The organism is Brachybacterium sp. B718/18, assembly GCF_055454375.1.
In genome coordinates this window covers 433,225-455,230 of the sequence record NZ_JBVDDO010000001.1, presented here as the reverse complement: position 1 = coordinate 455,230, position 22,006 = coordinate 433,225, and the positions used below count along the sequence as shown (strand labels likewise).

At 72.4% G+C, this 22,006-nt stretch carries 21 protein-coding genes and 2 tRNA genes; 11 read left to right on the top strand and 12 right to left on the bottom strand.

What is annotated here, in order from left to right:
• Positions 1–69 precede the first annotated feature (69 nt).
• The 4 genes from ACZCAH_RS02220 to ACZCAH_RS02205 all read left to right on the top strand — a co-directional run bounded on the left by ACZCAH_RS02220 (position 70) and on the right by ACZCAH_RS02205 (position 3,763).
• A complete protein-coding gene (locus ACZCAH_RS02220) occupies positions 70–1,053 on the top strand; it encodes an ACP S-malonyltransferase (RefSeq protein WP_464339515.1) in 984 nt (327 codons plus the stop codon).
• A 2-nt stretch (positions 1,054–1,055) separates the two neighbouring features.
• A complete protein-coding gene (locus ACZCAH_RS02215; protein WP_464339514.1) occupies positions 1,056–2,057 on the top strand; it encodes a beta-ketoacyl-ACP synthase III in 1,002 nt (333 codons plus the stop codon).
• A gap of 141 nt (positions 2,058–2,198) precedes the next feature.
• Positions 2,199–2,447 carry an acyl carrier protein gene (locus ACZCAH_RS02210; RefSeq protein ID WP_329746589.1) on the top strand — a complete coding sequence of 83 codons (249 nt, stop codon included), beginning with the start codon at positions 2,199–2,201 and terminating at the stop codon, positions 2,445–2,447.
• Positions 2,448–2,521: 74 nt separating this feature from the next.
• Positions 2,522–3,763, top strand: coding sequence for a beta-ketoacyl-[acyl-carrier-protein] synthase family protein (locus ACZCAH_RS02205; protein ID WP_464339513.1), 1,242 nt, complete (start codon positions 2,522–2,524; stop codon positions 3,761–3,763).
• A 354-nt stretch (positions 3,764–4,117) separates the two neighbouring features.
• On the opposite strand, the gene ACZCAH_RS02200 is transcribed toward ACZCAH_RS02205, so the two are convergent.
• From ACZCAH_RS02200 to ACZCAH_RS02180, 5 genes are all read right to left on the bottom strand, one after another.
• Complete coding sequence (locus ACZCAH_RS02200; RefSeq protein ID WP_329748240.1) at positions 4,118–4,609, bottom strand: DUF3145 domain-containing protein; 492 nt, start codon at positions 4,607–4,609, stop codon at positions 4,118–4,120.
• A gap of 111 nt (positions 4,610–4,720) precedes the next feature.
• Complete coding sequence (locus ACZCAH_RS02195) at positions 4,721–5,215, bottom strand: peptide deformylase (protein ID WP_329748239.1); 495 nt, start codon at positions 5,213–5,215, stop codon at positions 4,721–4,723.
• Positions 5,212–5,769: an OsmC family protein gene (locus ACZCAH_RS02190; protein WP_464339512.1), complete on the bottom strand. Its 558-nt coding sequence runs from the start codon at positions 5,767–5,769 to the stop codon at positions 5,212–5,214. Before ACZCAH_RS02190 ends, ACZCAH_RS02195 begins: the two co-directional genes overlap by 4 nt.
• Positions 5,770–5,881: 112 nt before the next feature.
• Positions 5,882–5,953: transfer RNA gene (locus ACZCAH_RS02185), tRNA-Asn, on the bottom strand.
• Between the two features lie 78 nt (positions 5,954–6,031).
• On the bottom strand, positions 6,032–7,222 hold the full coding sequence (locus ACZCAH_RS02180) for a LacI family DNA-binding transcriptional regulator (protein ID WP_464339511.1): 1,191 nt from the start codon (positions 7,220–7,222) through the stop codon (positions 6,032–6,034).
• Between the two features lie 198 nt (positions 7,223–7,420).
• Between ACZCAH_RS02180 and ACZCAH_RS02175 the strand changes: the two genes are divergently transcribed.
• Both ACZCAH_RS02175 and ACZCAH_RS02170 read left to right on the top strand, forming a co-directional pair.
• Positions 7,421–8,677, top strand: a complete 1,257-nt coding sequence (locus tag ACZCAH_RS02175) for a glycoside hydrolase 5 family protein (protein ID WP_464339510.1) — start codon at positions 7,421–7,423, stop codon at positions 8,675–8,677.
• Positions 8,678–8,792: 115 nt separating this feature from the next.
• Positions 8,793–8,866: transfer RNA gene (locus ACZCAH_RS02170), tRNA-Ile, on the top strand.
• Between the two features lie 69 nt (positions 8,867–8,935).
• Here ACZCAH_RS02170 and dnaG read toward each other — a convergent pair.
• The 3 genes from dnaG to dusB are packed head-to-tail and all read right to left on the bottom strand — an operon-like array spanning position 8,936 to position 13,506.
• Complete coding sequence (dnaG, locus tag ACZCAH_RS02165) at positions 8,936–10,927, bottom strand: DNA primase (protein ID WP_464339509.1); 1,992 nt, start codon at positions 10,925–10,927, stop codon at positions 8,936–8,938.
• A 4-nt stretch (positions 10,928–10,931) separates the two neighbouring features.
• On the bottom strand, positions 10,932–12,269 hold the full coding sequence (locus tag ACZCAH_RS02160; protein ID WP_464339508.1) for a deoxyguanosinetriphosphate triphosphohydrolase: 1,338 nt from the start codon (positions 12,267–12,269) through the stop codon (positions 10,932–10,934).
• 4 nt (positions 12,270–12,273) lie between these two features.
• Positions 12,274–13,506, bottom strand: coding sequence for a tRNA dihydrouridine synthase DusB (dusB, locus tag ACZCAH_RS02155; protein WP_464339507.1), 1,233 nt, complete (start codon positions 13,504–13,506; stop codon positions 12,274–12,276).
• 185 nt (positions 13,507–13,691) lie between these two features.
• Between dusB and ACZCAH_RS02150 the strand changes: the two genes are divergently transcribed.
• Together ACZCAH_RS02150 and ACZCAH_RS02145 are read left to right on the top strand one after the other, a co-directional pair.
• Complete coding sequence (locus ACZCAH_RS02150) at positions 13,692–14,726, top strand: LLM class flavin-dependent oxidoreductase (RefSeq protein ID WP_464339506.1); 1,035 nt, start codon at positions 13,692–13,694, stop codon at positions 14,724–14,726.
• A gap of 107 nt (positions 14,727–14,833) precedes the next feature.
• Positions 14,834–15,202 (top strand): helix-turn-helix domain-containing protein, encoded by a 369-nt coding sequence (locus ACZCAH_RS02145; RefSeq protein WP_464339505.1) that lies wholly within the window; start codon positions 14,834–14,836, stop codon positions 15,200–15,202.
• Here the strand turns inward: ACZCAH_RS02145 and ACZCAH_RS02140 are convergent.
• The 4 genes from ACZCAH_RS02140 to ACZCAH_RS02125 all read right to left on the bottom strand — a co-directional run bounded on the left by ACZCAH_RS02140 (position 15,180) and on the right by ACZCAH_RS02125 (position 19,072).
• Positions 15,180–15,782, bottom strand: coding sequence for a ClpP family protease (locus ACZCAH_RS02140; protein WP_464339504.1), 603 nt, complete (start codon positions 15,780–15,782; stop codon positions 15,180–15,182). The two genes, ACZCAH_RS02145 and ACZCAH_RS02140, sit on opposite strands and share 23 nt — an antisense overlap.
• Positions 15,779–16,450, bottom strand: a complete 672-nt coding sequence (locus tag ACZCAH_RS02135; RefSeq protein ID WP_464339503.1) for a ClpP family protease — start codon at positions 16,448–16,450, stop codon at positions 15,779–15,781. The genes ACZCAH_RS02140 and ACZCAH_RS02135 overlap by 4 nt, the downstream gene beginning before the upstream one ends.
• A 138-nt stretch (positions 16,451–16,588) precedes the next feature.
• A complete protein-coding gene (locus tag ACZCAH_RS02130) occupies positions 16,589–17,629 on the bottom strand; it encodes a DUF4037 domain-containing protein (protein ID WP_464339502.1) in 1,041 nt (346 codons plus the stop codon).
• A 51-nt stretch (positions 17,630–17,680) separates the two neighbouring features.
• Positions 17,681–19,072, bottom strand: a complete 1,392-nt coding sequence (locus ACZCAH_RS02125; protein ID WP_464339501.1) for a glycine--tRNA ligase — start codon at positions 19,070–19,072, stop codon at positions 17,681–17,683.
• 126 nt (positions 19,073–19,198) lie between these two features.
• Between ACZCAH_RS02125 and ACZCAH_RS02120 the strand changes: the two genes are divergently transcribed.
• From ACZCAH_RS02120 to ACZCAH_RS02110, 3 genes are read left to right on the top strand one after another with little or no spacing between them, the layout of a single operon-like run.
• Complete coding sequence (locus ACZCAH_RS02120) at positions 19,199–20,233, top strand: metal ABC transporter substrate-binding protein (RefSeq protein ID WP_464339500.1); 1,035 nt, start codon at positions 19,199–19,201, stop codon at positions 20,231–20,233.
• The gene (locus ACZCAH_RS02115) at positions 20,230–21,045 is read left to right on the top strand and encodes a metal ABC transporter ATP-binding protein (RefSeq protein WP_464339499.1); all 816 of its coding nucleotides are present in this window, start codon (positions 20,230–20,232) and stop codon (positions 21,043–21,045) included. Before ACZCAH_RS02120 ends, ACZCAH_RS02115 begins: the two co-directional genes overlap by 4 nt.
• A complete protein-coding gene (locus ACZCAH_RS02110; RefSeq protein WP_464339498.1) occupies positions 21,042–21,947 on the top strand; it encodes a metal ABC transporter permease in 906 nt (301 codons plus the stop codon). The genes ACZCAH_RS02115 and ACZCAH_RS02110 overlap by 4 nt, the downstream gene beginning before the upstream one ends.
• The last annotated feature ends 59 nt before the right edge of the window (positions 21,948–22,006 follow it).

Here is a 22,006-nt window from a genome sequence, read left to right as displayed (position 1 = left end):
CTTCCATCCCCTGAGCGGATCCGCTCGGCATCGACCGGACCGCCCTCGATCTCTCCCCTGGAGGTTCCCGTGCTCGCGATCGTCTGCCCCGGCCAAGGGGCGCAGAAGCCCGGCTTCCTGTCCCCCTGGCTCGAGCTGCCCGGCGTCGAGGCGTCCCTCTCCGGGCTCTCCGAGGCCGCGGGCGTCGACCTTATCCGCCACGGCACCGAGTCCGATGCGGAGACCATCCGCGACACCGCGGTGGCCCAGCCGCTGCTGGTCGCCGCGGGTGTGACCGCCGCGGACTGCCTCACCGGAGGGGACGGCTTCGCGGCCGGCGCGCAGGCGGATCTGCTCGCCGGTCATAGCGTGGGCGAGGTGACCGCCGCGGCCCTCTCCGGTGTTCTCACGGCCGAGGACGCGATGCGACTGGTCGCCGTGCGCTCCCGGGCCATGGCGACCGCCGCCGCGGCCGAGCCGACCTCGATGGCCGCCGTCGTCGGCGGAGTGCGCGACGAGGTCATCGCAGCGATCCGCGAGCACGATCTGGCGCCGGCGAACCTGAACTCCGCCGCCCAGGTGGTCGCCGCGGGCACCGCCGCGCAGATCCAGGCCCTCGGGGAGAACCCTCCGGCTCGTGCCCGCGTCATCCCGCTGCAGGTCGCGGGGGCCTTCCACACCGCCTTCATGGCCGGGGCCCGGGAGGAGCTCGCCGCCTTCGCCCCCGGCCTGACGGTCTCGGACCCCCTGACGCAGTGCCCGCTGGTGTCCAACGCGGGCGGCGAGATCGTGACCACGGGCTCCCGCTACCTCGAGCTGATCGTCGACCAGGTCTCCGCTCCGGTGGACTGGGAGTCCTGCATGGGGGTCTTCGCGCAGAAGCAGGTGACCGGGATCCTCGAGGTGGCCCCCGCCGGGACGCTCACCGGCCTCGCCAAGCGGGAGCTGAAGGGCGTCGCTCTGATGAACCTCAACACCCCCGACGATCTCGAGGCCGCACGGGCCTTCGTCGCCGAGCACGGACTGTCGTCCTCGAACTCCGACGACCGCTCCAGCGCGCACCAGGAGGACTGAGCATGGCCCCGACCCTGAAGACCCATCCCGTCGTCGCCGGCTCCCGGGTGCTCGCCTACGGCGCCGCCCGCGGCGACCTGATCGTCCCCAACGACGACCTGGTCGGCCCGATCGACTCCTCCGACGAGTGGATCCGCCAGCGCACCGGCATCGTCACCCGCACCCGCGCCTCCCGCGACGTCGGCGTCAAGGACCTCTCCCTCACGGCGGCGCGTGAGGCGATCGAGCGCTCCGGCATCGCCCTCGACACCCTCGACGCGATCATCGTCTCGACGATCTCCTTCCCCTATCCCACGCCGTCGCTCGCGACCCTGCTGGCCGGCGAGCTGGGGCGCCCCGACGTCATCGCCTACGACATCTCCGCCGCCTGCGCCGGTTTCGCCTACGGCGTCGGCCAGGCCGACGCCCTGATCCGCTCCGGCAGCGCACGGAACGTGCTGGTCATCGGGGCGGAGAAGCTCTCCGACTTAGTCTCCCCCACCGACCGTTCGATCTCCTTCCTGCTCGGCGACGGTGCGGGAGCGGCCGTGGTCGGCGCGAGCGAGGAGCCGCTGATCGGTCCGACCGTATGGGGATCCGACGGCGACAACTGGAACACGATCCGCATGACCGGCTCCCTCGTGGACTTCCGCGACGGGACCGCCGAGTGGCCCACCCTCGAGCAGGACGGCCGCACCGTGTTCCGCTGGGCGGTGTGGCACACGGCCGAGAAGATCCGCGAGATGCTCGAACTGTCTGGCCTCGGGGTCGAGGACATCGACGTGTTCGTGCCGCACCAGGCCAACATGCGCATCATCGACGAGCTCGCCAAGCAGCTGAAGCTGCCCGAGTCGGTCGTGATCGGCCGCGACATCGCCGAGACCGGCAACACCTCGGCCGCCTCGATCCCGCTGGCCACCCATCGCCTGCTCGAGGAGGGCGCCGCGAAGAGCGGCGACGTGCTCGTCCAGTTCGGCTTCGGTGCAGGCCTCGCCTACGCCGGGCAGGTGCTGATCCTCCCCTGACGTCGCACCGGCGGTCCCGGGCCGAGGTCCGCTGTCGCCCCGATCACGACCCGCCGGTCACTTAGCGGCCCCTGCCGGGCGACGGCCTCCCGCGCGGGTAGTCTGTCCCCGCCACACCATCCGGAAACCTAAGGAGAACCCATGGCACACACCGAGAACGAGATCCTCGAGGGCCTCGCCGAGATCGTCAACGAGGAGACGGGTGTCGCCACGGAGGACGTCAAGCTCGAGAAGTCCTTCACCGACGACCTCGACATCGACTCGATCTCGATGATGACCATCGTGGTCAACGCCGAGGAGAAGTTCGACGTGCGCATCCCCGACGAAGAGGTCAAGAACCTCGCCACCGTCGGCGACGCCGTCAAGTACATCGCGGGCGCCCAGTCCTGACTCCCGCCCGACGCCCGGGACGGGTCATTCCGTCCCGGGCGTCGTCGTTCCCGCACTTCGCACCGGAGGTCTGAATGTCCGCAGCAAGCACCCGTGTCGCCATCACCGGCCTCGGCACCGTCAACCCGCTCGGCGGGGACGTGGCCTCGACCTGGGAGGCGGCCCTCGCCGGGACCTCCACCGCCCGCACCCTCGACAACGACTGGCAGGAGAAGTACGGCCTCGCCGTGAACTTCGCCTGCGAGGTGCAGATCGACCCCTTCGACCACCTGTCCCGCCCCGAGGCGAAGAAGCTCGACCCCTCGGGCCAGTACGCAATGATCGCTGCCCGCGAGGCCTGGGCCGACGCGGGCACCCCCGAGGTGCCCGGTGAGCGCCTCGGCGTGGTGGTCGGCACCGGCATCGGCGGCGTATGGACGATCCTGGACCAGTGGGACGTGGTGCGGGAGAAGGGCGCCCGACGGGTCAACCCCTTCACCGTGCCGATGCTGATGGCCAACTCCTCGGCCGCGCACATCGAGATGGACCTCGGCGCGAAGGCCGGCGCCCACACGCCCGTGTCCGCGTGCGCCTCCGGTGCGGAGGCCGTCGCCCTGGGCTTCGACATGATCCGCGCCGGCCGTGCGGACGTGGTCGTCGTCGGCGGCACCGAGGCGTGCGTGCACCCGCTGCCGCTCGCCGGCTTCGCGAACATCCGTGCCCTCTCCACCCGGACCGACGACCCGGCGACCGCGTCCCGTCCCTACGACGTGGACCGCGACGGCTTCGTGCTCGGCGAGGGCGCAGCCATGCTCGTGCTCGAGAGCGAGGAGCACGCCGCGGCGCGCGGCGCCCGGATCTACGGCTACGTCGCGGGTCGCGGGATGGCGTCCGACGCGTACCACATCTCCGCCCCGTCGCTCGAGGGCCAGGCCCGTGCCATGCGCGAGGCGGTTGCGGACGCGGGCCTCACCGCCGCGGACATCGTGCACGTCAACGCCCACGGCACCTCCACCCCGCTCGGCGACATCGCGGAGCTGAACGCGGTCTCCGCCGCGCTCGACGGGGTCACCGACCAGATCGTGGTCTCCTCGACCAAGTCGATGACCGGTCACCTGCTGGGCGGCGCCGGGGCCCTCGAGACGCTCTTCGCGACCCTCGCGGCGCACCACCGCATCGCCCCGCCGACGATCAACATCGAGAACCTCGATCCCGAGACCCCGATGGCGATCGCGCAGAACGCGCCGGTCGAGCTGGCCCAGGGCGACGTCGCCGTGCTGAACAACGCCTTCGGCTTCGGCGGCCACGACGTGGCCGTGGTGGTCACGAGCGCCTGAGCCCGACAGCCGCAGAGCGTCCGCTCCCCTCTACGGGGGCGGGCGCTCTGCGCTGTGGAGGGGCGTGGGCGAACGCGGACCTTCTCCGCACTCGCCACACCTCGAGCTATGGCCTCGCCAAGTCTGCCGTACCCCGATCCCCGCTCCCGCCGCGCCCCGATCTCCGCGCCCGCCGCGCTTCGATCCCCGCTACCGCCGCGCCGCGTCGCGCCCGGGGGCTGCATCTGGACCGTCACCAGGCGCGCCGGGCGGTCCAAACGCAACACTCGACGACGGCATACCGCGGGGAGCCAGGTGCGCACGGCGGGGAGCCAGGGGTCGTCCAAAAGAAAGCCGACCTGCGCCGGCGTCGGCTCAGCTGACGCGGTGCAGCCAGCGCATGGGCACGCCCTCGCCGGCGTGGCGGTAGATCTCGAGATCCTCGTCCCACGGCTCGCCGAGGGCGACGCCCAGCTCGCGCTTGAGGGCCAGCGGGTCATCGCCCGCCCGCTCCAGACAGCCACGCACGTGATCCTCGGTGAGGACGATGTTGCCGGCACGATCGGTCGCCGCGTGGTGGATACCGAGCTCCGGGGTGCAGGACCAGCGGGCGCCGTCGCTCGTGGCGGTGGCCTCCTGGGTGACCTCGAAGCGCACCTCGTGCATACCTCGCAGGGCGCTGACGAGCTGGGCGCCGGTCGTCTCGCGGCCGCGCCAGGTCATCTCGGCCCGCAGCAGGCCGCGGCCGACGGGCTGCTCCTCCCAGCGGAAGCGGGAGGGCACACCAAGGACTCCGCTCGCTGCCCAGTCGATGTGCGGTGCGAGGGCTCGCGGCGCGGAGTGCACATACAGAACGCCCTGAGTCATCTCGTTCCTTCCGGTCTCCGATGCGTCTTCCCCACGTATCGGAACTGCCGGGGTTCGCCGCCCCCGAGGGTGCGGCAGGAGAACGAGGCTCCAGGTCGAACGGGTCCGAGCTTAGAGGGTCTCCCTGATCTGGCGCAACGCCTTCTTCTTCACGGAGCGCTCGAGGCCGTCGATGTAGAGCTCCCCGTCGAGATGCGCGACTTCGTGCTGGATGAGGCGGGCGATGATGCCCTCACCGGCCAGCTCGATCTCGGCGCCGTCCACGTCGGTGCCGACGCAGCGCGCGAAAGCGGAGCGGGTGCGGGGGAAGAACAGTCCCGGCACGGAGAGGCAGCCCTCGTCGTCGTGCTGCAGCTCGTCGGAGAGCTCGACGATGACGGGGTTGAGGATGTGGCCGACCCGCTGGGTGTGGGTGGGCAGGTGCCAGGAGAAGGCGCGCAGGCTGACGCCGATCTGGTTCGCGGCGACGCCCGCGCGCGCCTCGTCGTCCACGGTGTCCTCGAGGTCCCGGACCAGACGGCGAGTGGCATCGGTGACCGAGCGGATCGGGTCGCAGGGGGTGCGCAGCACAGGATCGCCGACGAGGCGGATGGGACGGACGCTCATCCCTGGCCCCCCTCGCCCTCGGCGCGGGCGTCGGCGCCGGTCGGACCGACCTCGGAGCCGGTCTCGGTGTCCGCCTGGTCGATCTCGGCGTCGGCCTGGTCGGTCTCGGCGCCCAACACGCGGTGGGCGACCTCGAGGCCGGGGACGACGCTCCGCTCGACCGTGCAGCCGGCGGCCACGGCCCGCGAGAACACCTTCACCACGGTCGCGATCTGCTCGGGCGAGAAGTCCTCGAGCGGAAGCTGCACCTGCTCCTCGACGCGGTGGTACCGGTTGTCGGCAGGATCGGAGGTGCCGTGGGCCCACAGGCGCATCGGGAAGTCCTCCCCGAGGCGGCGGGCGAGGTTCACGTCGCTGGACATCCCGGCGCAGCCGATCAGGGCCAGCTTGAGCAGCTCGCCGGGGTTGATCTCGCCCTCGCCGTGGCCGATGCGGATCTCGACGCCCCGCTGGTTGCGGCCCACGAGGGTGCGCGCTCCGGTGCGGTCCGCCCAGACGCTGCCGGGGCCGAAGTCCTCGGGCAGGTCGAAGGTGTCATCGGGGACGGTGGGCATGGCGGTCCTCCAGGGTCGGGCGCGGCCGCCGACGTGCGGCGGTCGCCGCCGGGTGCGGCAGGTGCTGACATGGGAAGAGCCCCGGATCTCTCCGGGGCTCTTCCTGCGTGGGCTCCCGCAGTTGGATTCGAACCAACAACCGTTCGATTAACAGTCGAGTGCTCTGCCGTTGAGCTATGCGGGATCGACCTCAGCGACTTTAGCAGGATCCCCGGGGTGCGCGCACGCCGGTTCCCCGCGCCCACCGGGCACTATGACGCATCTAACCCTGGGTGGCGGACGATCCGCCGACGGTCCGGTCGAGGTCCCCGTCGACGGCGAGCAGCAGCGGATCGGTCGCGGCCCGGGGGTCGCTCGAGGCGCGGATGATCAGCTCGGGCTCGATCGCCCGGAGCTCGGGGCGCGCGTCCTCGGCGGCGTCCCGCCCGTCGGCCGCTCCCTCGCCGCGACGTGCCCCGCGGTCCTCCTCGATGAGCTCGAGGATGCGATGGGCGGCACGTCGGCCGTACTCGACGGCCGAGCGACCGATCGCGGTCAGCGGCGGCCGATGCATCCGCGCGAGCGGCGAGTCCTCGTAGCTGGCGATCGCGACCTGGCCGGGGATGTCGACACCGCTCTCCTGGAGGACGTGCGCGCCGGCGAGGGCCATCTCGTCGCTGTCGAGGATGATCGCCGTCGGCGGCTGTTCGCCGGCGACCAGCTCCGCGACGCAGCGCGCGGCGCCGAGCGCCCCGAAGTCCGCCTCGTGGAGGGTCCCCGTCGCGCCCCGCTCGGCACAGACGGCGAGGAAGGACTCGTCGCGCTGGGCGGTGTGGTGGTAGCCCCGGGTGCCGGCGACGCGGGCGATGCGGGTGTGGCCGAGATCGGCGAGGTGCTCGACGAGGAGGCGGGTCGCGAGGGCGTCGTCGACGTACACCGACGGGAGGGTGCCGTGATGGCCTGGTCCGCCGATCACGAGGGCCGGACGCCCCAGCTCCTCGAGCGCGGGGATGCGCGGGTCCTCGAGCTGCAGGTCGACCATCACGATCCCGTCGACACGACGCTGCGCGAACCAGCGGCGATAGGTGTCGATCTCGGCCTCGGCGGACTCGACGATCTTCATCTGCAGGGAGTAGTCCCGGGAGCTCAGCACCTCCTGGAGCCCGGCGGAGAACGCCCCGAAGAAGGCCTCGTCGCCCAGCACCTCGGCCGGGCGGGCGAGCACCATCCCGACCGAGAGCACCGGTGCGCCGGCCAGCGCGCGGGCCGACGGGGACGGCTCCCAGTCCAGCTCGCGGGCGATCTCCAGGATGCGGGCGCGGGTCGCGTCGGAGACGCCAGGGCGGCCGTTCACCGCGAGGGAGACCGCTGCGGAGGTCACGCCGGCGCGGGCGGCGATGTCCGCGATGGTGACGCGCTGGCCGCGGCCGCTGCCTCGCCGGGCGGGACTGCTGGAGGTGCTGGGGGTGCTCATGACGTTCCTCCCGAGGTCGTGGAGACAGGAGGAGAGCACTCGGCCAGTCTTCTGCTTGAGCGCTATAGTAGTCGCCGGGAAGCCTCCCGTGCAGCGGTCCGACCCGTGGAGTGACCCAGCGGTTCGGTCACGCCTCACCTGCGGGATCGGCACGCCCGTCTCGGAGCGCCCTCCACCCGATCAGTCGGAATGACGAGGGTGTCTTCCCCCTCCTCCGCCGTCCCGCCGCGCTTCGGCGTCAACTACACCCCTCGCCGCGGCTGGTTCCACGCCTGGCTCGATCTGGAGCCCCGGGAGATCGCCGAGGATCTCGCCGCGCTCGCCTCCCTCGGCGCGGACCACGTGCGGATCTTCCCGCTGTGGACGCTGCTCCAGCCCAACCGGACCCTGATCCGGCGCCGCGCGCTCGAGGACGTGCGCACGGTCGTCGACCTCGCGGCGCAGGTCGGGCTGGACGTCGTGGTCGATCCGCTGCAGGGGCACCTCTCGAGCTTCGACTTCGTCCCCAGCTGGCTGACCTCCTGGCACCGGCGCAACATGTTCACCGATCCGGCAGTGGTCGCCTCCACAGCGGATCTGGTGCGGGCGCTCGGCGCCGAGCTCGCCGGGGCACCGAACCTGATCGGCCTGAGCGTCGGCAACGAGATGAACCAGTTCTCCGCCTCGAACCACCCCGATCCCGATCCGTTGAGTGTCGAGCAGGCCGCGCAGTGGACCGCCACGATGCTCGGCGCCGCCCGGGAGTCGCTGCCGGAGGGGCTGCACTCGGTCGCGAACTACGACGCCGCCTGGTTCCTCGACGACCACTCCTTCACGCCCGAGCAGTCGGCGACGCTCGGCGACGCGACCGTGGTGCACTCGTGGATCTTCGACGGGACCGGCCAGCGCTACGGCGGCCGCTCCTACGAGACGGCGCATCGCGGGGAGTACTACCTCGAGCTCGCCCGCGGCTTCTCCCCTGTGCCGGAGCGTCCGCTGTGGCTGCAGGAGGTGGGCGCGCCGCGGAACGTGCTCGACGAGGCGGACGTCCCCTGGTTCGTCACCGAGACCATCGGCAACGCCCTGGACGTCCCCCAGCTGTGGGGCGTGACCTGGTGGTGCTCGCACGACGTGTCCGCGGACCTCGCGGACATCCCGCCGCTCGAGCACACCCTGGGACTGTTCGACGCCCAGGGCCACCTCAAGCCGGCCGGTGAAGCCTTCCGGGAGGTAATCGCCCACGGCCGCGAGGCCGCGGCGCCCGTTCCGCGCGGACGGGCGATCGACTGGCCCGTCGGCCCCGAGCCGCTGCTCCGTCGCAGCGCCGCCGCGCCGGGCGGCGCGGTGTTCGAGGCGTGGATGGAGGCGTCCCGGGCCGGGGAGCGGCCGACGATCCGCGTGGTGCGCGAGGAGGTCGAGCTCGCCGGCGGCGACACCCGCGCCGGCGGTGCCGCCGCGACACGGCGCGTGGACTGATCCCCTCCTCCCCCGCCGGCGATTCCGGGGCGTGGTGCACCTCGCGACGGCCGCGCATCACGGCAGGTCACATGGACCAGGGGTGGTAGATTCTGACCGGCCCCGAACGGGCCACGGCCCAGTAGCTCAGCCGGTCAGAGCAGCGGACTCATAATCCGTCGGTCGCGGGTTCAAGCCCCGCCTGGGCTACCTGACCAAGGGCGTCCCCGCGGCGTGCGACGCCCTCCCGGTATGCGACGAGTACGCAGGAATCGCCGCTCAGTCCTCCGCCGCGCGCAGCGCCCGTCGGCGCCCCTGCACCTGGGCGAGTCGCGAGAGGATCTCCTGGTAGCGCTCGGCATCGGAGGGATCGGTGCGCTGCAGGCGCTGCTTGAGCACCGTGTACTCGCGGGTGATCGACAGCTCGCTGAGCCGGTCCAGCAGCGAGGTCGACAGCCGCTGCAGACCCGCCTCGTCGCGCGCCGGCAGGTCCAGGTTGGCGATCTCCACGATCAGCGGACGGATCGTCTCCCCCGCGATCTCGAGGACCTGCTCGAGGTAGCGCGCCGGATGCAGCGAACCGCCGACCGCCTCGGGGAGGGTGCCGGCCGCGAGCATCACGTCCCACACACCCTGCAGCGCCGGGACGTGGAAGGCGTCATCGGGCAGCGCCTCGACCCGCTGGGCGTCCAGCAGCGTCGGGTACTGCAGCATCACGGCGAGAGCCTGGGTCTCCACCTGGCCCACCGGGTCGCGGGGACTGACCACGTCGGCGAGCCGCGCGCTCGGCAGCACCCGCTCCGCCCCGTCGGCCGCCGCCTGCCCTTCGCGTCCCGCGCCCTCGTGCGCCTCTCCCCCGCGCCCGTCGGCCGCCGTCGGCGCCCCGGCACCGCGCCCCTCGCCGCGCGCCGCGTCGTGGACCGCGCGCAGCACCGTGCGCTCGTCCATGCCGAGCCATCCCGCGAGGCGACGCGCGTACTCGGGCCGCATCGCCCGGTCTCGGATCCGCGCCACGACCGGCGCCGCCATGCGCAGCGCCGCCACCTGGCCCTCGACGGTGTCCAGGTCGACCTGGGCGATCGCCGAGCGGATCGCGAACTCGAACAGCGGCTTGCGGGCGGCGATGAGGTCGACGACCGCCTGGTCGCCGCGCTCCATCCGCAGCTCGCAGGGATCCATGCCGTGCGGCTCGACTGCCACGTAGGTCTGCGCGACGAAACGCTGGTCCTCCTCGAAGGCGCGCAGCGCCGCCTTCTGCCCCGCCGCATCGCCGTCGAAGGTGAACACGACCTCGCCGGCGAGCCCGCGACCGTCGGTGTTCAGCCGCAACCCGGAGGACGCGTTGGTGTCGCCCATGACCCGGCGGACCACCTTCACGTGCTCCGCGCCGAAGGCGGTGCCGCAGGAGGCGACCGCCGTCGGCACTCCGGCGAGATGCGCGGCCATCACGTCGGTGTAGCCCTCGACGACGACCACCTGGCGCTGCGCAGAGATGTCCTTGCGCGCCAGGTCCAGGCCGTAGAGCACGGTGGACTTGTGGTAGATCGCGGTCTCGGGGGTGTTGAGGTACTTCGGCCCCTGATCCGACTCCAGCAGCCGCCGGGCCCCGAAGCCGATGGTGTGCCCGGTGATGTCGCGGATCGGCCAGATCAGGCGCCCGCGGAACCGGTCGTAGACCCCGCGCTGGCCCTGCGAGACGATGCCGCTCGCGGTCAGCTCCGCCTCGGTGAATCCGCGGCCGCGCAGGTGGGAGGTGATGGCGTCCCAGCCCTCGGGGGCGAAGCCGACGCCGAAGCGTTCCGCGGCGTCCCGGTCGAAGCCGCGCTCGGCGAGGAAGCGGCGACCGACCTCCGCGGCGGGCGTGGCGAGCTGCTCGCGGTAGAACTCCTCGGCGATCGCGTGGGCGTCCATCAAGCGACGGCGCGTGCCGAAGTCGGGCCGGTCCCCGCCCTTGCCGTCGCCCTCCTCGTAGTGCAGCTGGACGCCGTAGCGGCCGGCCAGCATCTCGACCGCCTCGACGAAGCTGAGATGGCTGATCTTCTGCACGAAGGAGATGACGTCCCCGCCCTCGCCGCAGCCGAAGCAGTGCCAGTGGCCGAGCTGCGGGCGCACGTTGAAGGACGGGGTCTTCTCGTCGTGGAAGGGGCACAGGCCCTTCATCGAGCCGATCCCCGCGGTGCGCAGCGTGACGTGCTCCCCCACGACCTCGTCGAGGCGGGCGCGCTCGCGCACCAGCTCGACGTCGCTGCGACGGATCAGACCCTGCCCCACCCGCTCAGAGCTCCGCGCCGAGGCCGGGCAACGGGGTGTCCGCGGCGGTGACGTGGGTGACCTCCCGGTCGAAGAGCGCCTCGTGGAGGCGCCGCGCCGTGACGTCGGTGTAGGAGGCGATCTGGTCGACGATCACCCGGCGGCGGGCGTCGTCGTCCTCCGCCGCCTCCCACAGCTCGGCGAACAGGGGGCTGAGATGCGTCGTCCCGGTGTTCCACAGCTGCGCGTAGAGGTCGCGGAGGATCTCCTCCTGCGCCTCGTAGACCGGCTGCTGCGAGGCGGAGGCCATGACGTAGGCGGCCGCGAGGCCCTTGAGCACCGCGATCTCGAGATGGGTCTCCTCGGGCACGATCACGTCTCCGCGGTACCGGGACAGCGGGGCGGTGCCGTGCTCGGCACGGGTCGCCGCGATCGCCGACCGGGTGAAGCGGCCGATCAGCTGGCTGGCCATGTCCTTGAGCGCGGCGGCCGAGCGCATCGTGCCGGAGAAGTCGAGCATCCAGTAGGGCTCGGCCTCGAGCCGGCCGAGCGCCTCGTCGAGGGCGTCGAGGGACTCGCCCGGCATGTACCAGTCCTGGACCACGTACAGCGCGGCGGCCCGCTCCATCGGGTCGTGCAGGGCGCGCAGGTCGAGGGTCCCGCCGGTCACGGCGTCCTCGACGTCGTGCACGGAATAGGCGACGTCGTCGGCGAGGTCCATCACCTGCGCCTCGAAGCACTTCCGGCCCGGCACCGCCCCGACCCGCGCCCACTCGTAGACGTCGAGGTCGTCGGCATAGGCGCCGAACTTCGGGGAGGCGGGGTCCGGGCCTTGCCCGCGGGTCCACGGGTACTTGATCGCCGCGTCGACCCCGGCCCGGGTGAGGTTCAGACCGTAGGGACGGTCCTCCCCGATGACCTTGGGCTCGAGCCGGGTGAGCAGGCGGAGGGTCTGCGCGTTGCCCTCGAAGCCGCCGAAGTCCGCGGCGAGGGCGTCGAGCACCTTCTCGCCGTGGTGTCCGAAGGGCGGGTGGCCGAGGTCATGGGAGAGACAGGCGGCGTCCACGACGTCGGGGTCGCAGCCGAGCTCCGCACCGATGTCCCGGCCCACCTGCGCGACCTCGAGGGAATGCGTGAGGCGGGTGCGGGAGAAGTCGTTGGACCCGGCACCGAGCACCTGCGTCTTCGCCCCGAGCCGGCGCAGCGCCGAGGAGTGCAGCACCCGGGCCCGATCGCGCTGGAACGGCGTGCGGGCCTGCGACTTCGGCGACTCGGGCGCCCAGCGCTCGAGATCCGCGGGGGTGTAGCCGGGCGGCGGGGTCGGTGCGTCGACGGCGGCCGACGCGGTCAGGTCCACGCTCATCGGCTCAGCCCCCCGAGATGTCGAGCTCGGCCTCGTGGAGGCGGGCACGGTGCTCGTCCGACAGCTCCCGGGAGTCCATCCACCCCTCGGGCACCGTCGCGTTCCGCCCGTGGCCCGCGCGGTCGCGCGGCCCCTCGACCGGGGCACCCGGATAGGGGGCGTCGAGATCCAGCTCGGCGAGCTTCGCGTCGAGATCGGCGAGGGAGTCCATCGCCGTCAGCTGCCGGCGCATCTCCCCGCCCACCGGATATCCCTTGAAGTACCAGGCGACGTGCTTGCGCAGGTCGCGCACACCGCGGCCCTCGTCCTCATAGAACTCGACGAGCAGCTCGGCGTGGCGGCGCACGATCCGCGCGACCTCGCCGAGGCCGGGCCGGACCCGCTCAGCGCTGCCCGCGAACCCGGCAGCGAGATCACCGAAGAGCCACGGGCGGCCCTGACAGCCGCGGCCGACGACGACCCCGTCGGCCCCCGTCTCGTCGACCATCCGCAGGGCGTCCTCCGCGGACCAGACGTCGCCGTTGCCGAGCACCGGGATGTCGGTCACCGTCTCCTTGAGGTCCGCGATCGCGGTCCAGTCCGCGGTGCCTGAGTACTGCTCCTTGACGGTGCGGCCGTGGAGGGTGATGGCGGCGGCGCCGACCTCCTGCGCGATCAGGCCCGCATCGCGGTAGGTGAGGTGGGCGTCGTCCACGCCCTTGCGGGTCTTCACGGTGACCGGCACGTCGCCGGCGGCGTCGACCGCCGCGCGCAGGATGCGGGTGAACAGCTCGTCCTTCCAGGGCAGCACCCCGCCCCCGCCGCGCTTGGTCACCTTGGGGACCGGGCAGCCGAAGTTGAGGTCGATGTGGTCGGCGCCGTCGCGTTCGAGGATGATCTCGATCGAGCGGCCGACGACCGCCGGGTCCACGCCGTACAGCTGCACCGAGCGGGGCCGTTCGCGGTCCGCCATGCGCAGCAGGCGCCAGGACTCCCGATGGTCCTCGAGCAGGGCGCGGGTGGTGACCATCTCAGTCGGGAAGAGGCCGCCGTCGTCCGCGCTGTGGAGGGCGCCGAACTCGCGGCAGAGCACGCGGAAGGCCATGTTGGTCACGCCCGCCATCGGCGCGAGCATCACCGGGGTGTCGACGGTGAGACGACCGATCCGCAGGGGTCGCCGAGTGCGCTCCGGGCCGGGGGCGGCCTCGGCGGAGGTCGCGGCAGGAGCGTCGGGCAGGGCGTCGGTCAGCGTGGTCATCGTCCTGGGATTCTCCCACCCCGCGCGCCGCTGCGGGAGGATCGAGGGTGGTGATGTGCATCAGCCGGCGCTGGGGAGGGACGATCCGGGGCCTCGGTCCCGTCGGGTGCCCCCGTGCCGGTGGACAATGGAGTACGGAGCCGTCCCCTCCCGGTCGGCGCCGACCGTGCGAAGGGAGTCCCGCCATGACCGCGACCGAGCTCCGAGATCCCCCGAAGTTGGGCGTCCTCGCGCAGATCGACAGCGCGCAGCTCGACGACGGGCGCGACCTGATCCTGCTCGCCGAGGAGCTGGGCCTCGACGTCGCCTACCTGCGTGTGCGCCACCTGCAGGATGCCTCGCCCTCCCCGCTCCTCGTGCTCGCGGCTCTTGGACAGCATGCGCGCCGCATCGAGCTCGGCACCGCCGTGATCCCGCTGCGCTTCGAGAACGCGGGCCGCCTCGCCGAGGACCTCGCCACCGCCGATCTGCTCCTTAACGGTCGGCTCCGGGCGGGGCTCGGCTCCGGCTATTCGGCGCACGACGCGATCTACGCGCGCGCCTTCGGCGCTCTCGCCGTCGACCGCGCCGACCACGTCGACCGGGTGCTCCACGACCTGCTCTCCTTCGTGGACGGGGAGATCGTCGCGGGCGCCGACGCCCATATCGAGGGGGTCGACCCCGGCACGCCGCTGCGCATCCAGCCGCAGGTCCTCGGGCTGCGTCGCCGTCTCGCCTATGGCGCGGCGAGCCCCGAGCGGGCCGCGATGGCCGGACGGGCGGGCCTCGGGCTGCAGCTCGCGACCATGGCGCCCGACGACGGGTCGGGCCGCTCCTTCGAGGTGCTGCAGCTCGAGGCGCTCGAGGCCTATCGGGAGGCGTCCCGCGCGGCCGGTCACGGCGAGGGCCACGTGATGGTCTCGCGGCAGATGGTGCCCGTGGAGACGGAGGAGGAGCTCGAACGCTTCGTCTCCCTGCTGCCTCGGGAGCGCGCCGCGTCGCCCGCCGTCCTGGCGGAGCACAGGGCCCCGGAGATCGGCGGGCACGCGGCGGTGTTCAGCCGGGTGGTGGTGGACGAGCCCCTCGCCGTCGCCCAGGCGCTGCTCGCGGATCCGGTGGTGCACGCGGCCGACGAGATCGCGCTGGTGCTGCCCGTCGGCGCTCCGGCGGAGGACCAGCGCCGGGTGCTGCGGGCCTTCGGCACGCTGGTCGCCCCGCATCTGCTGGCCGCGATCCTGTGACCGGGACCGGTCGGCGCTCGCGGCGCGCGGGCAGCGGCCTACCGGACGGTCTTCCGCCGAGAGCGGAGCGACGCTCCCCCGGCTTTCCGCCGACGTAGTCTCCCGGCATGGACCGGCACCTCGACCCGCTGCTGCGGGAGCTGATGGGGGCGGAGCTGCGCGCCGAACGGCATCGTCAGCGCCGCACCCTCGCCGAGGTCGCCGCGGCGGCCGGGCTGTCCATGCAGCACCTCTCCGACGTCGAGCGGGGGCGGAAGGATCCGTCCTCGGAGCTGCTTGCGGCGATCCTCGGCGCCCTCGGGATCGACCTGCCGCTGCTCCTGCTGCGAGTAGCCGACGGCGCCCTCGTCGGTGCCCCGGTGCTCGGGCTCCGCTCGACGCCGCGCGCCTCGACGCTCGCCCCCGGGCACCCCGGCACGCATCCCGCCGGGATGCGGACGGAGGGTCCAGGGGTCAGGTTGCTCGCGGCCGCCTGAGCAGCACCTCGTCGGCCAGCCCGTAGGCGACCGTCGCCGCGGCATCGAGGACCCGTTCGCGCTCGAGGTCCTGCCGGACCCGTTCCGACGTCTGTCCCGAGTGCTCGGCGATCAGCGACTCGAGGCTCCCCCGCAGCCGCTGCACCTCCTCGGTCGCGAGGATCAGGTCCGGCACCGCGCCGCGGCCCTGCGCCTCCAGCGGATGGAGCACCACCCGCGTGTGCGGCAGCACCCAGCGCAATCCCGGTGTCCCCGCGGCCAGGAGCAGCACTGGCGCCGCCACGACCTGGCCGATGCAGGTCACCGCGATGCGGCTGCGCACGTAGCTGAGCGTGTCGTAGAGGGCGAGGACGGCCTGGACGTCGCCGCCGGAGGAGTTGAGGTAGAGGTGGATCGGAGCGTCGGCGGCATCGTTCTCGAGGTGCAGGATCTGGGCGATCACGGTGTTCGCGACGCCGTCGTCTATCGGCGTGCCGATGTAGACGATGCGGTCGCTGAGCAGTCGGGAGAAGACGTCGGCGCTGCGCTCGGCCCCGGTACGGGTGCGCTCGATCACCGACGGGATCGTGTAGCCGCTCATCGTGCACCGCCGATCCCTGCCGGGCGGCTGCCCGCGCCGGGCAGACCGAACGGCAGGATCTCGCGGACGTCAGAGACCACGTGATCGGCGAATCCGTAGGCGACCGCGCCCTCGGCATCCCAGATCCGGTCGCGCTCGGAGTCGCGGGCGATCGTCTCCTCGCTCTGCCCGGTGCGCTCCGCGGTCAGACGGATCAGCAGGTCGCGGCTCCGGCGCAGGTCCTCGGCCTGCAGCTCGATGTCCGCGGCGCTCCCGCCGAAGCCGGCCGAGCCCTGATGCATGAGCACCTGGCCGTGCGGCAGCACGTACCGCTTCCCGGGGGTGCCCTGGGTGAGCAGGAACTGCCCGGCGCTGTAGGCCATGCCGAGCGCGACGGTGCGCACGTCGCAGGGCACGAGATCCACCAGGTCGCCGATCGCGAGCATGGCCGGGACCAGGCCGCCCGGCGAGTTGATGAGCAGGGTGATGTCGGAGCTCGGGTCCTCCGCGGCGAGGAGCAGGAGCCGGGCGCTCAGGGCGGCGCCGTTCTCCTGGTCGAGCTCCCGGTCCAGCAGGAGCACCCGCTGGTGCAGGAGGTGGGCGGTGGTCAGGGATGAGGCTGACGAGTCCGATGCGGCCGACGCCGACTGCGGATCGGCCGATGGTTGGGCGAGAGATGCTGTGGTCATGCCATCAGCCTCCGCCGCGCACCGCCCGGCTGGGGCGTTCTCCGTCGGGAGCTGATCAGCTCTGTGCGGAGCCGCTCAGAGCGGAGCAGTCCGGCGCGCCACGCGTGCGCGGGCACCCGCCCCCCGGGTCCCGCCTGCTCAGCCGCCGACGAGGCGACGCCGCAGCTCCGCGTCCACGAGCACGCTGACGTGGTCGCTGATCTGCTCGGCGGTGCCGATCCCCGGCCGGAGCGCGCGGACGGTGGGATCGGTGATGGTCTCCGCGAGCTGCTCCGGGAGCCCGCGCAGGCCGGTGTGGGGGCGGTCGAAGAACGGCTCGGTTGCGGGGTCGAGGGTGGGCAGGCCGACTCGGCCCTGCACCGCGGCGAGCAGCTCGATCGCCGCGCTGAGCGCCCGCTGACGGGTGCGCCAGTCGGGAGCGCAAAGCGTCTCGAGCGCCGTGCTGCGCAGCGCGTCGCCTCCCGGCAGCGCGGCGGCGGAGCGGGCGAGCCACTTGCCGTAGGGCGCCCAGCGCCGATGCAGCAGATGCGCCAGATGGAGCAGGGTGCGGACATGACGGGCGGCGATCACCGCGGACCCGTCCTCGTCCCCGCGCAGGCCCGCCCGCCCCACGTCCGGCAACTCCTGGCCGATGCGGGTCCAGTCGGCGCCTATCGCATAGCGCCGCACGTCCTCCGGATACCCGGCGAGCCGCTCGCGGATCCGCGAGATCGCCCCGGTGCCGTCGTGGAAGACCGGTCCCGCGGTGACCTCGAGGGCCGCCTGCCCGGTCAGCTGCAGCCAGTCCGTCAGGCCGACGGGCTCGGGGCCAGCGAGCCGCTGCGGAAGGATCCCCGTGCGCGAGGCGGCGAAGTCCGCCGCACCTGAGACCTCGGCGCGCTGGCGCACGACCGGGTCCCAGGTGGTCGCGAAGCGCACCGGACGATCGCGCCAGGTCGCAGGCAGTTCCCGCTCGAGCAGGGCGTCGACCTCGGAGGCCGCACCGTCCTCGACGAGCAGGGTGAGCCGCAGCCCCCAGTCGTGATCGCGGGACTGCGCGTCGTCGAAGCCCAGCACGTCCGAGCCGGATCCCAGTCGCGCCGCGGCGTACGGAACGCCGGGCATCGACCGCTCGAGCAGGGGCGCCACCACCTCCTCGTGGTAGGCGGCGGACAGCGCGAGGCCCGGAGCGTCACTCATGGGAGCACTGTGCCACGTCGACGCCACCCGAGCCTCGCGAGCGGGCCGGCCTCAGGCGCCGACGAGGCGCTCCGCGAGGTAGGACTCGACCTGGTCCAGCGCCACGCGCTCCTGCTGCATGGTGTCGCGCTCGCGGATCGTGACGGCCTGGTCCTCGGCGGTCTCGAAGTCGACCGTGATGCAGAACGGGGTGCCGATCTCGTCCTGGCGGCGGTAGCGGCGACCGATCGCCTGGGTCACGTCGGTCTCGACGTTCCAACGAGCTCGCAGACGGGCGGCGAGCTCCTCCGCGCGGGGCACCAGGTCCTCGCTCTTGGACAGCGGCAGCACCGCGGCCTTGACCGGCGCGAGGCGCGGGTCGAGGGCGAGCACCGTGCGGGTGTCGACCCCGCCCTTGGCGTTGGGGGCCTCGTCCTCGCGATAGGCGTCGACCAGGAAGGCCATCATCGAGCGGGTCAGGCCGAAGCTGGGCTCGATGACGTACGGCGTGTAACGCTCGTTGGCGGCCTGGTCGAAGTACTGCATCTTCGTGCCCGAGCCCTCGGTGTGGCTGCTCAGGTCGAAGTCGGTGCGGTTAGCGATGCCCATCAGCTCGCCCCACTCGCTGCCCTGGAAGCCGAAGCGGTACTCGAGATCGATGGTGCCCGCCGAGTAGTGGGCGCGCTCGTCCTCGGGGACGTCGAAGCGGCGCATGTTGTCGGGGTCGATCCCGAGGTCCACGAACCAGTTCCAGCAGTCCTCGACCCAGGCCGCGAAGTGCGCGTCGGCCTCGGCCGGCGGGGTGAAGAACTCGATCTCCATCTGCTCGAACTCGCGCGTGCGGAAGATGAAGTTTCCGGGGGTGATCTCGTTGCGGAACGCCTTGCCGACCTGGCCGATGCCGAAGGGGGGCTTCTGGCGGGAGGCGGTGACCACGTTGAGGAAGTTCACGAAGATGCCCTGCGCGGTCTCAGGGCGCAGGAAGTGCAGTCCGGCCTCGCTGTCGACCGGACCGAGGTAGGTCTTGACCAGGCCCGAGAACTGCTGCGGGTCGGTGTACTCGCCGCGGGTGCCGCAGTTCGGGCAGGGGACCTCGGCGAGGCCGCCCTCGGGCGCACGGCCCTTCTTCTCGGCGAAGGCCTCGAGCAGATGGTCCTCCCGGAAGCGGTTGTGGCAGCTCCGGCACTCGACCAGCGGGTCGGTGAAGGTCGCGACGTGGCCCGAGGCCTCCCACACGCGCTTGGGCAGGATGATCGAGGAGTCCAGGCCCACCATGTCGCCGCGGGAGCGCACGAAGGTCTGCCACCACTGCTTCTTGATGTTCTCCTTGAGCTCGACGCCGAGCGGACCGTAGTCCCAGGCGGAGCGGGTGCCGCCGTAGATCTCACCGGCCGGGAACACGAAGCCTCGCTTCTTGGCGAGGGCGATGACGTTGTCCAGCGTGCTGGCGGGGGCCTTGGCCACGGGGAGACTCCTGGTGACGGGGTGGATTCGAACCAGACCAGCATAGCCAGGGCCGTGCTGTGACGGTGCGCACCCGCGGCCCCGCCGACTTGCCCGCGACCCCGACCGATGGTGAGAATGATTGTCATGTCCTTCGTGCCTGCGCTCTCCCGCCGCTCCCTGCTCTCCCTCGCCGTCCTCGGCGGGGGCGCGCTGACCCTCGCCGCCTGCGGCGGAGGCGGGGAGTCCGGGGACGGCACCCCCGTGGTCGTGACCTCGAACTACCCGCTGCGTTTCCTGGTCGAGCGGATCGGTGGCGATCGCGTCACCTCCGTGGACTTCGCCACGCCGGGGGCCGACGCCCACGGGCTCGAGCTGTCCGTGCGCCAGGTGATGCAGGTGCAGGAGGCGGCGCTCGTGCTGCAGATTCCCGGTTACCAGACCGCGATCGACGACGCGATCGCGAGCGGGCCCGGCGACAACGTGCTGGACATCTCCCAGGTCGTCGAGCTGCTCGTCACCGAGCTCGGCGACACCGAGGCCGAGCACGAGGGCGAGAGCGCCGAGGAGCACGCCGAGCACGCAGACGACGCGGAGCACGCCGACGACACCGCCTCCGATGCCGGCGGGGAGTCGACCGAGGAGGATCACGAGGGGCACGACCACGGCGGCACCGACCCGCACCTGTGGCACGACCCGCTGCGCATCGCCCAGATCGGCGATGCCCTCGCCGAGCGGCTCGGCGAGCTCGACGCGGAGGGCGCTGACGGTTACACGGAGCGGGCCGCCGCCCTGCGCACCGAGCTCGAGGCCCTCGACGCGGAGCTGGCCGAGTCTTTCGGCGCCGTCGCGGGGACCCGGACCTTCATCACCAGCCATGCCGCCTACTCCTATCTCGCCGCTCGTTACGACCTGCACCAGGTGGGCATCTCCGGCATCGACCCCGAGACCGAGCCCTCCCCGCAGCGGCTGCTCGAGCTGGAGAAGGTGATCGACGCCGAGGGCGTCACGACCGTCTTCTTCGAGACGACCGCCTCCCCCAAGGTCGCCCAGACCCTCGCGGAGAACGTGGGGATCACCAGCGAGGAGCTCGACAACCTCGAGACGCAGCTCTCCGAGGACGCCGACTATCCTCAGGTCATGCGCGAGAACGCCCGGAAGCTCGTGGAGAGCTGGCAGTGAGCGCCGGCTCCCCGGCGGACATCTCAGCGACCGACACCACCCCGCCGGCCGCCCCGGCCGACGCCCCCGTCCTCGAGGTCGAGGACGCGACCGTCGTGCGCGGGGGACAGCGCGTGCTCGAGGACGTCTCCCTCTCGATCCGTTCCGGGGAGCGGGTGGCACTGCTCGGCGCCAACGGCTCCGGCAAGTCGACGCTGCTCCGCGCGATCGTCGGCGTGCTCCCCCTCGAGTCCGGCCGGGCACGCCTGTTCGGCCGGCCCGTGCGGGACGGCCGCGCGCACGACGCGATCGGTTACGTCCCACAGGACTCCGCCGAGTCGGGATCGATCCCCTCGACCGCCCGCGAGACCGTCGCGACCGGCCTGCTCGGGGCTCGCCGCTGGACCGCCCGCAACCGCGACCCACGGGTGATGCGCGCCCTGGAGGCCGTCGGCCTGCCGCACCTCGCGGATCGGCCGATCACCCGCATGTCCGGCGGCCAGCGCCGCCGGGTGATGATCGCCCGCGCCCTGGTGCGCTCCCCGCGACTGCTCGTGCTCGACGAACCCTTCGCGGGCGTGGACCTCCCTACCCAGGAGCTCATCGCGGGGCTGTTCCGCGAGCTCGCCGCCCAGGGCACGACCCTGCTCGTCGTCCTGCACGAGACCGGCCCGCTCGCTGACGACCTCGATCGGGTGATCGTCCTCGACCACGGCCGCGTCATCCACGACGGCGCCGAGACCGCCCAGCTGCCTGTCGACTCGAGCCACGACCACCCCGCGATCCCCGACGCCCACGCCGACTGCCTCGGACAGGAGATCCACCCGGCATGATCTCCCCCCTCGACATCCTCACCTCGGACCTGCTGCGCTACCCGCTGATCATCGCGGTGCTCATCGGTCTGACCGCCCCCGTCGTCGGCACCTACCTGGTGCAGAAGCGGCTGTCCCTGCTCGGCGACGGCCTCGGCCACGTCGCGCTCACGGGCGTCGCCGTCGGCTGGCTGGTCGGCGCCTGGACCGCCGCCTCCCCCGCGGATCTCCTCGCCATCCCCGGCGCCCTGATCGCCTCCGTGCTCGGCGCGGTCGCGATCGAGTACGTCCGCGAGATCGGGCACACCAGCCGGGACGTCGCGCTCGCGATCCTGTTCTACGGCGGCATCGCGGGGGGCGTGGTGATCATCCAGCTCGCCGGCGGCACCTCCCAGAACCTCATGGGCTACCTTTTCGGATCGCTCTCCACCGTCACCGCCCCCGACGCCGTGATCGCCGTGGTCCTCGCCGTCGTCGTGCTCGGCATCGGCGTGGGCCTCTCGGGCCTGCTCTCCGCGGTCACGGGCGACGAGGAGTTCGCCCGCGCCTCCGGCCTGCCGGTGCGGCTGGTGAACGTGCTGATCGCCCTGATGGCGGCGCTGACCGTCACCCTCTCGATGCGGATCGTCGGCGCACTGATGGTCTCGGCGCTGATGATCGTCCCCGTCGCCGCCGCCCAGCAGCTGGTGGTCGGCTTCGCCCGCACCATGCGCACCGCGATGGTCATCGCCGTGATCTGCGCCCTCGGCGGGCTGCTGCTCACGGTGTACGTCGACCTGCCGCCGGGCGGGGTCATCGTGCTGCTGACGATCGGCGTGTACATCCTCGCACTCAGCACGAGGGCGATCATCCCCGGTCGCGGACCGCGCCTGCCGGACCTCGAGCAGGTGCCCGCTGACCAGGAGACCCGCGCAACGACCTGACGCATCGCGGGCGTCGGTCAGATCACCAAGAATGGAGGTCCCGGGCCCGATGGCGCACA